General features: G+C 67.7%; 10 protein-coding genes. 3 read left to right on the forward strand and 7 right to left on the reverse strand.

The genetic code is table 11. From position 1 onward, the window contains the following. Positions 1-23 precede the first annotated feature (23 nt). Together metG and rnfB are read left to right on the forward strand one after the other, a co-directional pair. Positions 24-2084, forward strand: a complete 2061-nt coding sequence (metG, locus tag ACIPRS_RS10940) for a methionine--tRNA ligase (protein WP_446538575.1) — start codon at positions 24-26, stop codon at positions 2082-2084. A gap of 22 nt (positions 2085-2106) precedes the next feature. Next, complete coding sequence (rnfB, locus tag ACIPRS_RS10945; protein ID WP_446538576.1) at positions 2107-2523, forward strand: Rnf electron transport complex subunit RnfB; 417 nt, start codon at positions 2107-2109, stop codon at positions 2521-2523. A 12-nt stretch (positions 2524-2535) separates the two neighbouring features. Here the strand turns inward: rnfB and ACIPRS_RS10950 are convergent, their stop codons facing one another. The 6 genes from ACIPRS_RS10950 to ACIPRS_RS10975 all read right to left on the reverse strand — a co-directional run bounded on the left by ACIPRS_RS10950 (position 2536) and on the right by ACIPRS_RS10975 (position 9968). Next, positions 2536-3471 carry a TraB/GumN family protein gene (locus tag ACIPRS_RS10950; protein WP_446538577.1) on the reverse strand — a complete coding sequence of 312 codons (936 nt, stop codon included), beginning with the start codon at positions 3469-3471 and terminating at the stop codon, positions 2536-2538. A gap of 13 nt (positions 3472-3484) precedes the next feature. Further along, the gene (locus ACIPRS_RS10955; protein ID WP_446538578.1) at positions 3485-4423 is read right to left on the reverse strand and encodes a DUF1684 domain-containing protein; all 939 of its coding nucleotides are present in this window, start codon (positions 4421-4423) and stop codon (positions 3485-3487) included. A gap of 1 nt (position 4424) precedes the next feature. Beyond that, positions 4425-6230: a DNA mismatch repair endonuclease MutL gene (gene mutL / locus ACIPRS_RS10960; protein WP_446538579.1), complete on the reverse strand. Its 1806-nt coding sequence runs from the start codon at positions 6228-6230 to the stop codon at positions 4425-4427. Between the two features lie 66 nt (positions 6231-6296). Continuing rightward, positions 6297-7877, reverse strand: coding sequence for an N-acetylmuramoyl-L-alanine amidase (locus ACIPRS_RS10965; RefSeq protein WP_446538580.1), 1581 nt, complete (start codon positions 7875-7877; stop codon positions 6297-6299). Between the two features lie 87 nt (positions 7878-7964). Then, complete coding sequence (gene tsaE / locus ACIPRS_RS10970) at positions 7965-8447, reverse strand: tRNA (adenosine(37)-N6)-threonylcarbamoyltransferase complex ATPase subunit type 1 TsaE (RefSeq protein WP_337731052.1); 483 nt, start codon at positions 8445-8447, stop codon at positions 7965-7967. A 48-nt stretch (positions 8448-8495) separates the two neighbouring features. Continuing rightward, positions 8496-9968, reverse strand: coding sequence for an NAD(P)H-hydrate dehydratase (locus ACIPRS_RS10975; protein ID WP_446538581.1), 1473 nt, complete (start codon positions 9966-9968; stop codon positions 8496-8498). Positions 9969-10035: 67 nt separating this feature from the next. Here ACIPRS_RS10975 and queG point away from each other — a divergent pair, with 67 nt between their 5' ends. Then, positions 10036-11115 (forward strand): tRNA epoxyqueuosine(34) reductase QueG, encoded by a 1080-nt coding sequence (gene queG / locus ACIPRS_RS10980; protein WP_446538582.1) that lies wholly within the window; start codon positions 10036-10038, stop codon positions 11113-11115. Positions 11116-11304: 189 nt separating this feature from the next. Here the strand turns inward: queG and pgi are convergent, their stop codons facing one another. After that, positions 11305-12816, reverse strand: a complete 1512-nt coding sequence (gene pgi / locus ACIPRS_RS10985) for a glucose-6-phosphate isomerase (RefSeq protein WP_446538583.1) — start codon at positions 12814-12816, stop codon at positions 11305-11307. Position 12817 lies beyond the last annotated feature (1 nt).

Genomic DNA, 12817 nt, shown 5'->3' on the forward strand with positions numbered 1-12817 from the left:
GGCCCCCCGTCGCGAAGCACCCCATGAGCCGCACCGCCCTCGTCACCAACGCCCTGCCGTACGCCAACGGACCGCTGCACCTCGGTCACCTGGTGGGCTACATCCAGGGCGACATCTGGGTGCGGGCACGGCGCATGCGCGGCGACACGGTCTTCTTCGTCTGTGCCGATGACACTCATGGCACGCCCATCATGCTGGCCGCCGAGAAGGCGGGCGTCACGCCCGAAGTCTTCATCGCCGGCATCCAGGCCGGGCACGAACGCGACTTCGCCGCCTTCGGCGTGGCGTTCGACCACTACGACTCCACCAATTCGGTCGCCAACCGCGAGCTCACCGAAGCGTTCTACGGGCGCCTGGAGGCCGGTGGCCACATCGCACGCCGCAGCGTCGCGCAGTTCTACGACCCGGCCAAGGGCATGTTCCTCCCGGACCGCTACATCAAGGGCATCTGCCCCAACTGCGGTTCGGCCGACCAGTATGGCGACAACTGCGAAGTGTGCGGGGCCACCTACGCACCGACGGAGTTGAAGGAACCGAAATCCGTGCTGTCGGGCGCCACCCCCGAGATCCGCGATTCCGAACATTACTTCTTCGAGGTCGGCCGTTTCGAGGCATTCCTGCGCGAATGGCTGGCCGGCGACGTTGCACTGCCGGGCGTCAAGGCGAAGCTGCGCGAATGGCTCGATGCGGAGGGTGGCCTGCGCGCCTGGGACATCTCGCGCGACGCGCCCTACTTCGGCTTCGAGATCCCCGGCGCGCCGGGCAAGTATTTCTACGTGTGGCTGGATGCGCCGATCGGCTATCTGAGCAGCTTCCGCACGCTGTGCGCGCGCCTGGGCATGGACTTCGACCCGTACCTGAAGGCGGGCACCGACACCGAACTGCACCATTTCATCGGCAAGGACATCGTCAACTTCCACGGCCTGTTCTGGCCTGCCGTGCTGCAGGGCGTCGGCCTGCGCGCGCCCACGCGCCTGCACGTCAATGGCTACCTGACCGTGGATGGCGCGAAGATGTCCAAGTCGCGCGGCACCTTCATCATGGCGCGTACCTACCTGGACGTCGGCCTGGAGCCGGAGGCGCTGCGCTACTACTACGCGGCCAAGTCCGCGGGCGGCGTGGATGACCTTGATCTGAACCTGGGCGACTTCATCGCACGCGTGAACGCGGACCTGGTGGGCAAGTTCGTCAACCTGGCCAGTCGCTGCGCCGGCTTCATCGACAAGCGCTTTGGCGGGAAGCTGGCGGACGTATTGCCGGAACCGGCGATGTACCAGCGCTTCGTCGACGCAATCGGCCCCATCACCGAGGCTTATGAACGCAACGAGCCCGCCACCGCACTGCGTCTGACCATGGCGCTAGCGGACGAGGCCAACAAGTACATCGACGACGAGAAGCCCTGGGTGATCGCCAAGCAGGACGGCGCCGACGCCGAATTGCAGGCCGTCTGCACGCAGGGCCTGAACCTGTTCCGCATCCTGGCCGCCGCGCTGAAGCCGGTGCTGCCGCGCACGGCGGCGGAGGCCGAAGCCTTCCTCAGCGCGCCGGTGGTGGTCTGGGGCGACATGACTGCGCCGCTGCTCGGCCACACCATCCAGCCCTACTCGCCGCTGTTCACCCGTATCGACCCGAAACTGATCGACGCCATGACCGACGCCTCCAAGGACACCCTGGCCGCACCCGCGCCTGCCGTAGCGGAGAAGAAGACGGAAACGAAACCCGTGGCGACGGCGGAAATCCAGGATGCAGCGAGCGTCATCGGCATCGATGACTTCGCCCGGCTCGACCTGCGAATCGGCAAGGTGCTGGAATGCGGTTTCGTCGACGGTTCCGACAAGCTGCTGCGCTTCCTGCTGGACGCGGGCGACCTGGGCCAGAGGCAGATTTTTTCCGGCATCCGCACCAGCTACGGCGAGCCGGAGAAGCTGGTGGGTCGCAACGTGGTGTTCATCGCCAATCTCGCCCCGCGCAAGATGCGCTTCGGTGTCAGCGAGGGCATGATCCTGTCGGCCGGTTTCGACGGTGGCGCGCTGGCGCTGCTGGATGCGGATGCCGGCGCCCTGCCCGGCATGCCGGTGCGCTGATTCGCGAGGCCGCGCCACGGCGATGAACGCCGATCTGGTCGAACGGCTGGACCGCCTGCTGCCGCAGACCCAATGCGGCCAGTGCGGCTATGACGGATGCCTGCCGTACGCCCAGGCGATGGCGCGTGGCGACGCCCGCGTGGACCATTGCCCGCCCGGTGGCGATGAGGGCGCGCGAGCCCTCGCCAGGGTGCTGGAAGTGCCGCCGCTGCCCTACGATCGCACGCGCGGCACCCACAAGCCGGCCATCGTCGCGGTGGTGGTCGAAGCCGACTGCATCGGCTGCACGAAGTGCATCCAGGCCTGCCCCGTGGACGCCATCATCGGCGGTGCCAAACACATGCACGTGGTGATCGATCCACTGTGCACGGGCTGCGAACTCTGCGTGCCTGCGTGCCCGGTCGACTGCATCGTGATGGAGCCGGTCCAGGCGCCCTGAGTTCCAGGCGGGTCAACGACCGCCGTTCGCGCATGCCGAGCACACGCGCTCGACCGCATACCCCTGCGCCTTCAATTTCTCCACCACGCCATCCTTGCCCAGCAGATGCAAGGCGCCGACGACGACCAGCGCATCGTCGTCGCCGGGCTGGGTGAGGATCTGCCGGATCTTCGGCACCCACGCGTCGTTGCGGTCCACGTTGATGCGCTGGTACAGGCGCGGGTATTGGCGCTTCATGTCGGCTGCCATGCCGGCCCACAGGCCTTCGGCATCGCCGCGACGCCAGGCCTGGTGCAGTCGCTCGGTTTCCGCCGACCCCTTGTCGGCCTGTTCCAGCGCTTCGGTGACGAACTGGCGCTGCTCGCTGGCGTCCATACCGTCCAGCACGCCGATCTGTTCCTGCGCACGTTCCAGCCCGCCGGTCGGCTTGCCGGCGACCTTGGCCTTGTCCATGAAGTGGTTGTCCAGGCCCAGCTTCGGATCCAGTCCCTGCTTGGTCATCTCGACGATGCTGATGGTGAGACCGACGAACCAGGGCTCGAAACCGTTGAAGGTAGCCAGCGGCACACCGTTCTTGCCGGCCCACGCGTCAAGCCGGGTCCATGTCGCCGCGTCCAGGTCCTGCTGGAGCGTCTTGCCATCGGTGCGCATGGCCGCCTGCATCATCAGCTGCGGCAGCGCCGGGGATTGCATTTCCTCGGGCGACAGTTCGAACAACAGTCGCTCGGCATCGGCGAATGCGGCGTCGACGTCGACGGAAAGCGGATAGTCGCTGGTCCGCAGCAGGTGGAACGAGCCGAGCAGGTAGACCGCGTTGTCCTTGTCGGACACCTTCCACAGCAGCGGTACGGGCGCTCCCGTCACCTTGGGGGCGTCTGCCGCCAGCACGGACGCGCTGCCCAGCAGCCCGGCCAGCACGAGGGTTTTCAGCGAACGGCGCAACAGCATCGGATCCTTCCTTTCAGAGCACTTTGATGGGCTTTGCATATGCCTTTTCACCTGCGTCGACCAGCAGGTCGAGCCGGTTCTCCGCCGGTGGTAGCGGACAGGTGGCGTACGGCGTGAACGCGCACGGCGGGTTGTAGGCGCGATTGAAGTCCAGCACCACCTTGCCGTTGCTGGGTCCGTCCGCATCGAGGAAACGGCCTGCAGGATAGCTGCCGTGCCCGCTGGTGCGGTCGGCCAGCACGAAGAACAACGGCCCCTGGGGCGGACCCAGCGCTTCGAGCCGGAACGTCTTGCCATCGCGTTCGAATTCGACTGCGCCGGGATTCGGTGACTCGTTGGTCACGCCGATCACGTCCACGATGGTCAACGTCTTGCCCGGCGGGTGCGCGATGTAGCGCCCCTCCACGCGCCAGGCTTCCTGGATGGGCCAGTAGTCCAGTCCCACGAACTGCGTACGCGACTCGGCATCGGCATGCTTCACGCGCAAGGCGTGCCGTCCTCCGCGTTCGATGACCGACAGCGTGCCCTTGGCTTCATCGAATCCGACGGTGCTTGGCGAAGGATCGCGATCACTCTGCAATTCCACGCGCCCCTTCAGCGGTTCGCCGTCGAACGTCAGGTCGACACCGCGTTCGGGCGTGAAGAAGATGCGGCCTTCCTGCTGGGTCAACATGCCCATCTTCGCCGGGCCCACGGCGAGCTTGATGCCACTGGCCGGTCCGCTGCCGAGGAAGTGCGATTTCAGTTCGATCCAGTGCAGGCCGACGAGGCTGGTCCAGCCGTCCGGTGCCACGAGCTCATTCTTCCGCTGCTCGCGCCAGGCGGTGTTGTCAGCCAGGAAGCCGGCATCCACGACCTTGCCGGTCGTCGCGCCCTTCCCGCCATCACCCCCACACGCGGCCAGCAGGCCCAGCAGCATGGCCATCCCCAGCCATCCCGTGTTCTTCCCCATTTCAGCGTCCTCGCAGGAACCAGCGGTCGATCTCGCTCAACGAAAAGCGCGTCCAGGTCGGACGGCCATGGTTGCATTGCCCGGAGCGCTCGGTGATTTCCATCTCGCGCAGCAGTGCATTCATTTCAGGCAGCGTGAGGCGCCGGTTGGCACGCACGGCGCCGTGGCAGGCCATCGTCGCCAGCAGTTCGTCGCGCGCGGCGGCGACGCGCCGGCTTTCGCCATGCTCGCGCAGGTCCGCCAGCACGTCGCGCAGCAATGCCTCCGGCTCGGCATTGGACAGCAGGGCCGGGATGCTGCGCACGCTCAGCGACTGCGGACCGCTGCGGGTGACATCGAACCCCAGCGCAGCGAGCGTGGAGGCCTCGCGCTCGGCCACGTCCGCCTCACGCTCGGCCACCGCCAGCACCAGCGGCACGAGCAGCGGCTGGGTCCGCAGGCCGATGCTGTCGTGCGCGCCCTTCAGTTTTTCGTAGCCGATGCGTTCGTGGGCAGCGTGCATGTCCACCACGATCAGCCCGTCGGCGTTCTCCGCCAGGATATAGATGCCATGCAGCTGCGCGATGGCAAAGCCCAGCGGAGGAATGCCTTCCGCGTCGTTCGCCGGCATCACCGGCATGGATGACGGGGAATACATCGCCTGCGAGTCCGGGGACGTCGTGGGCGCGGACGCATAGAGCGCTGCGTATGCCGCCGGCGCTTCGGCCACGTTGAGTCCCAGCGGAGACTGCTGCGTGGGCATCCATGCAGAAGGCACGGACGTGGCGGATTGCGAGGCAAACGGTGCCGCAGCGCCGCCCTGCGGCACCATGCCCGCCCGCGTCTCCGCCAAAGCTTCATGCAGCGTGCGGTAGACGAAGTCGTGGATCAATCGCGTGTCGCGGAAGCGGACTTCGTGCTTGGCCGGGTGGACGTTCACGTCCACACGCGTGGGATCGAGCTCCAGGAACAATACGTACGCAGGCTGGCGGCCATGGAACAGCACATCCTGATAGGCCATCTTCACCGCATGCGCGATGTTGCGGTCGCGCACGGAACGCCCGTTGACGTAAACGTACTGCTGGTCGGCGCTGGCCCGTGAGTAACCGGGCTGCGCGATCCAGCCATGCAGGCGCAGGCCGGCAGCGGCATGGTCCACGCGCAGCGCGCTGCGCGCGAACTCCTCGCCCAGCGTCTCGCCCAGCCGCGCAAGCGATTCCAGTTCATCGGCCTTGTAGCGCCGCGACGGACGCCCGTTGTGCGACACCCGCAGTTCGATGTCGGGGCGCGCCAGCGCCAATGATCGCAACCACTCTTCGATGTGGCCCATCTCCGTGCGTTCGGCACGCAGGAACTTGCGCCGCGCCGGCACGTTGTAGAACAGTTCGCGCACTTCCACCGTGGTACCGACCGCGTGCGGTTTGGGCGCCACTTCACCGACCTTGCCGCCTTCCACCTGCAGCGACGCGCCATGCTCGTCCTGCGCACGGCGCGACGTCAGCGCAAAGCGGCTGACCGAGGCGATCGACGGCAGGGCCTCGCCACGGAAGCCGAGCGTGGCCACCGCCTCCAGGTCGTCGAGCGAAGCGATCTTGCTGGTGGCATGGCGCGACACCGCCAACGGCAGTTCGTCCGGCGCGATGCCGCCGCCGTCGTCGCGGATGCGGATCAGGCGGACTCCGCCCTCTTCCAGGTCGATGTCGACGCGGCGAGCGCCGGCATCGAGCGCGTTCTCCACGAGTTCCTTGACCACGGACGCGGGGCGTTCGACGACTTCGCCGGCGGCGATCTGGTTGATGAGGGTATCGGGGAGCTGGCGGATCGGCACGTGCTGGCGGCGCTGGCGCGCCGTCCCGGGGAATTCAGACGTGATGATAGCCGAGCGCGTGCGGGATCAGGGCGCGCCGGCAGCACCACCGGCGGCGACGGTACGCGCCTCGGCTTCCGCCTGCGCGCGCGCGGCGAACAACGTGCCCGGCGGCGGCTGGCGGGTGAAGTAGGACTGGATACCCTCCAGCACGGCGCTTGCCACCTTGCGCTGGTGGGCCGGGTCGAACAGGCGCTTCTCCTCGTCCGGATTGGAGATGAAACCTGTCTCCACCAGCATCGCCGGCATGTCGGAGTTGCGCAGGACTTCGAAGTTGGCGAACTCGATCTGCGGCTTGTGGGTCTTGCCCAATCCCTTCAGCGAGGTCAGCACGTGCCCTGCCGCGTCCTGCGACGCTTTCATGTGGCCGCTCTGGGCGAGATCCAGCAACACGTTTGACAGCGTGTCCTTGGTCAGGCGCACACCGCCGACCAGGTCGGAGGCGTTTTCCTTGTCGGCCAGCCAACGCGCGTGCTGCGACGATGCGCCGCGCAGGGACAGGACGTATACCGACGAACCCCACGCACTGCGGTTTTCCGCAGCATCCGCATGGATCGATACGAACATGTCGGCCTTCGCGCCACGCGCCTTGCGGGCACGTTGCGGGCGTTCCACGTAGACGTCGGTATCGCGGACCAGGTAGGCCCTCATGCCCGGCGTGGCATTGATCTGCCGGGCCAGTTCCTTGGAAATGGCGAGCACTGCATGCTTCTCGTAGCGGCCACTGGGGCCGATCGCGCCCGGATCCTGGCCGCCGTGACCGGGATCGATGGCCACGACGAGCGGCCGCGTACCGGCAACGAGGCTGCTGGAAGGCTTCGGAGCCTCCGGCGCGGGTGCGGTTCCGGTCGCCGGCGTGACGGCCGAGCCAGGTACAGGGGCCGGCTGACCGGTGGCGATGGTATAGGCAGGACGCTCGCCGCCCACCGTGGATGCCGGCGCGGTGTTCGGGATCGGCTGGCCATTGAGGATGGCCTGCGGCGAGGGCGTCGTGGCGGCACTCCCGACCGTCGTGGGTGCCGATGGTGCCGGCACGGGTGCGGAGGGCGCACTTCCCGCCTGCACCACCTGCGCGGTCAGCAGCGCGGTGGCGCGGGCGGCATCGGCCTGCGGCGAGGCAGTCGATGCGGCTGTCGACGCGGCCGTGGTCGGCACCGTCGTTGCCTGCGTGGGCGGGGCCGTCGGCGCCAGGGCCGTGGATGCGGGCATGCCATCGCCGGGCCATTCGATCACCAGGCGCGAGTTCCCACCGGCCTGTTCCATGCGGGGCTTCAGCGCGGCAACCGGCGATGCCAGGTCGAACACGATGCGCAGGGTGGTGGGATCGGGCTGGCCGGTGCGGACTGCCCGCACGATGCCCGCAGGCACGGGCAGACGCAGGCCTGCCTTCGCTTTCGAGGCCGGCAGGTCGACGACCAGCCGGTCCGGTGCTTTAAGGGTCAGGGTCTTGTACTGCCCGGCGCCCGCAAGCTGGATCTCCGCCCGTGTGCCGGTGCTGCCCTGGCTCAGGCTGACGGCGGTGACTTCACCCGCACGCAGCCCGCAAGGCGCCAACGCCAGCAGGCCCGCGAGGGCAAGGCGCAACGCGGCGGCGGTCGTGGTGGGCATCCCCGGGATCATGCCGCGGATTCAAGCACCATCGAGTCACGAATGCAAGGCGTTTTCCCTTAATAATCCGTGACCTGCCGGATGTTCCTAACCAGTCTGGAGAGATGGCGCATGCAACTGCGTTGCTTCGGCCAGCCGGAACAGCCACTGCTGCCCTGCCTCGGACGACGCGACAAGGCGCGCCGAGCGCCCCTCTCCCTCCACGTCCAGCTGCACCTTCAGGTCTGCCTGCGGCAGCGCCGCAATGCCACGCTCGGGCCATTCCACCAGCCAGAGCACCGCAGCCCCTTCATCCAGGCCCAGAAATTCGAGTTCACCGGCATCGCCGATCCGGTAGAGATCCAGATGCCAGGCTTCGCCACTTTCCAGAGGGTAACGCTCGACAAGTGTGTAGGTCGGGCTGCGTATCGCGCCGGTCACACCAAGCGCACGCAGCAGGGCGCGTGCGAGAGTCGATTTGCCCGCGCCCAGGTCACCCTGCAGGTGCACTACGGCGGGTTGCGGACGGGTGCGGGCAAGCGCGTGGCCCAACGCTTCGGTGGCGTCGCTGTCGGCGAGAAGGATGTGCATGCGGCGATTCTAAGTGCTGGCCGGTGTCGGGTGACGCGTGTGCGCGCGTCAAGGATTGGCCAATCGGCGTATGTGGGGAAACAGATCCCCGGGCAGCAGGCCGCGTTCGCCATCCCACGCCGCTGCATCACCCGCCAGCGCATGCAGCAACGCACCGGCACTCGCCGCATCGAACGCGGACAGGCCCTGCGCACGCAATGCCGCGATGACGCCCGTGAGCACATCGCCCATCCCGCCCACCGCCATGCCGGGATTGCCCGCATCGATCACCCGCGGCATCTGGTCGGGCGCGGCCACGATGGTGCCTGCGCCCTTCAACACCACGACGGATGCATGGCGTTGCGCGATGGCTGCCGCAGCGCCGAATCGATCCCGCTGCACGTCCGCCGTCGTGCAACCGAGCAATCTCGCGGCTTCGCCAGGGTGTGGTGTCAGGATCGCGTCTTCCAGTGATTGCGGCGTGTCGGCCAGCAGATTGAGTGCGTCCGCATCGAGCACCAGGGGTTTCTCACTGCGCACGGCATGCTGGAACAGGGCTCGCCCCCAGTCGTGCAGCCCGAGTCCCGGCCCGATGGCGACGACGTGCGAGCGCGCCAGCATCGGCACCAGATCGCTCGTCGACTCCGCCGCCCGCACCATCGCTTCCGGCCTGCGCGACAGCAATGCCGCGACATGCCCCGCGCGCGTCGCCACGCTCACCAGGCCGGCACCCGTACGCAGCGCGGCCTCCGTGCACAAGGCGATCGCACCGCCACTGCCTTCATCGCCGCCGATACACAGTACGTGGCCGGACTCTCCCTTGTGCGTGTTGCGGCGGCGCGGCAGCAACCAGCGTGCCAGCGCATCCTGCTGCAACAGCGACGCCTGCGCCTGCACGCCGTCATGCGTGTCGGCAGGCAGGCCGAGGTCATCCAGCGCGAGTACGCCGGTGTATTCCAGCGCATCCCCTGTATGCAGGCCCGCGTGCCGCACGATGAACTGCAGGGTGCGCGTGGCCACCACCGCAGTGCCGGGCACGCTGCCTCGATCGGCGTCCACGCCGCTGGGAACGTCCAGTGCGAACACCGGCGCCACCTGCGTGTTGACCGCATCGATCACGGCCTGGACGTCCGCATCCGGTGCGCGCGAAAGTCCGATGCCGAACAGCGCATCGATCACGATGTCGCCCTTCGGCAACGCGCCATCGAACAGCGTTACGTGCCCGCCGGCCGCCACGTAGTCGGTGCAGGCACGCTGGGCGACGGCATTGCCCGGCACGTGCGCGGGAAGGTGCACCACTTCGACGCGCCGGCCCGCGCGATGTGCGTGCCATGCAAGCACGTAGCCATCGCCGCCGTTGCTGCCCGGACCGCACACCACGACGATGCGCTGGGCCTCCGGCCAGTGCAGCAACAGGTGCTGCCAGGCCGCCTGCCCGGCACGCTGCATCAGCACGTAGGGATCGTCCCCCAACGCATGCGTGGCGCGCTCGTCCAATGCCCGCGCGGCAAGCGTGGAATGAAGGGGCAAGGTGCCGGACATGGCCGGATTCTAGGACTGGCCGGGGTTGCAGGGAAGTGAATGCGGTCCAGCCACCTATAATTCCCGCATGTTCCATCCCGGCCCGACGACGCCCTCACCCGACCCGCATGCGCTGGCGCTCCGTGTGCGCGCACTCGCGCGCGAGTTCGGCTTCCAGCGCTGCGGCATCGCCGGCATCGAACTCGGCGACGACGAACACCACCTGCGCGACTGGCTGGCGCAGGGCCTGTATGGATCGATGGCGTGGATGGCACACCACGGCGACAAGCGCGCACGGCCACAGGAACTGATTCCCGGGACGTTGCGCGTCATCTCCGTGGGACTCGACTATGGCCGGAACGACAGCGACGACGCCTGGGACACGTTGCAGGACGGCACGCGCGCCTATGTCGCGCGTTATGCGCTGGGCCGCGATTACCACAAGCTGATGCGCAACCGCCTGCAGAAGCTGGCCGAACGCCTGCAGCAGGAAGTCGGCGCGTTCGGCCATCGGGTGTTCGTGGATTCGGCGCCGGTGCTGGAGCGCGCATTGGCGCGCAATGCGGGTCTGGGCTGGATCGGCAAGCACACCTGCCTGATCGACAAGGACGGCGGCTCGTGGTTCTTCCTCGGCGAGATCTACGTCGACCTGCCGTTGCCGGTCGATGCGCCCGCATCCGCGCACTGTGGCACCTGCACGCGCTGCATCGACGTGTGCCCGACACAGGCGATCACCGCGCCGTACCGGCTCGATGCGCGCCGCTGCATTTCCTACCTCACCATCGAGCATGACGGCGCGATTCCGGAAGAGCTGCGGCCTGCCATCGGCAACCGCATCTTCGGCTGCGACGACTGCCAGCTGGTGTGTCCGTGGAACAAGTTCGCCAAGCGTACCGACGAACCCGACTTCCGCGCACGCAACGATCTGGACGTGGCCACGCTGCCACAGCTCTTCGCGTGGGATGGCGATGAATTCCTGCGCCGCACCGAAGGCTCGGCGATCCGTCGCAGCGGGCATGAGCGCTGGTTGCGCAACATCGCGGTGGCACTGGGCAATGCGCCGGCGACGCCCGACGTACTCGCCGCGCTGGAAAGCCGACGCGAGGACCCGTCCCCGCTCGTGCGCGAACACGTGGCATGGGCCCTGCACAGGCACCACGCCCTGTAGGAGCAACACGAGTCGCGACCGCACGAGTGAAGCGGACGCGGGGCATGCATCATGCGAACGGACACGGCAGGTCGTCCGTGCGGGGCCGCATCCTCTGCGATCCGTGTGATCCATCGTCGATGGCGCTTCATTCGTGCGGTCGCGACTCACGTCGCTCCTACAGAATGGATGCGTCGATGCGCAGCGCCTTCAGCCGCGCGCGGCGATCTCGGCCAGCAGCGCCCGGGTCACCGGATCCTTCACCTCGGTTTCGCCCTTGAGCGCCGGCAGCAATCCGTTGGCCAGCTGCTTGCCGAGTTCCACGCCGAACTGGTCGAAGGCATTGATGCCCCACAACACCGACTGCGCGTACACGCTGTGTTCGTACATGGCGATCAATGCGCCCAGCGACTGGGGTGTCAGCGCATCCAGCAGGATCAGCGTACTCGGACGGCCGCCAGCATAGCTGCGGTGCGGATCGTCGCTGTGCTGGCCATTGGCGAGCGCCTCGCTCTGCGCCAGCAGGTTGGACAGCAACGCGCGGTGGTTCTCCGCGTAGGGCGCGTCGCTGTTGACCGTGCCGACGAAATCCAGCGGCACGATGCCCGTGCCCTGGTGCAAGGCCTGGAAGAAGCTGTGCTGCACGTCCGTGCCCGCGCCCCCCCACCACACGGGCACCGTATCGACGCCCACCGGGCTGCCGTCCAGCTTGACCGACTTGCCCAGGCTTTCCATCACCAGCTGCTGCAGATAGGCCGGCAGCAGCGCCAGGCGCTGGTCATAGGTCATCACGCCCTGCGCCGCATGGCCGAGGACGTTCCTGTTCCACACGGCCGTCAACGCATGGCGCACCGCGATGTTGCCGGCCAGCGGGGTGCCGATGACGTGTGCATCGAACGACGACGCGCCCTCGAGCAGCTGTTCGAAACGGTCGAAACCGATCGCCAGCGCGATCGGCAGACCGACCGCCGACCACAGCGAATAACGCCCGCCGACCCAGTCCCACATCGGCAGCACGCGTTCGGCCGCGATGTCGAATGCCGCCGCCGCACGCTCGGGATTCGCGCTAACGGCATAGAGCCGTTCGCTGCCGCCCAGCCAGTCGCGCAGGATGGTGCCGTTGAGCAGCGTTTCCTGCGTGCCGAACGTCTTGGAGATCAGCACCGCCGCGGTGCGTGCCGGATCCAGCGGCGCCAGCGTACGCTGCGCGGCCGCGCCATCCACATTGGACAGGAAGTGCACGCGGAAACGACCCGGCAATGGATCACGCAGGGCATCTGCCACCAGGCGTGGCCCCAGGTCGGAACCGCCAATGCCGACACTGACGATGTCGGTCACGTCGCTGCCTTCCAGCTGCGACATCAGCGCCGCCATGCGCTGCCGGACATCCACTGCCGACGCATGCGCCTCGCGTGCGACGACGGCATCGGTGTGCTGTCCGCGCAAGGCGGTATGCAGTGCCGCGCGGCCTTCGGTGACATTGACCTTCTCACCGTCGAACAGGCGCCGGAACGCACCCGCCAGGTCGGCGGCACGCGCCTGCTCGAGCAGCGCCTGCCATGCCGGCGCATCATAGGACTGGCGCGCGAAGTTGAAGTACAGCGGCCCATTGCGCACGGCGTGCTGTGCAACGCGATCGGGCTCGCGCGCCAGCAACTCACTCAACGGGCCCCCACGCAGGCGCGTGGCGTGGGACTGCAGCGCATCGAAACCGGTGGTCATG

This window comes from Pseudoxanthomonas sp. LARHCG66, from assembly GCF_052871755.1.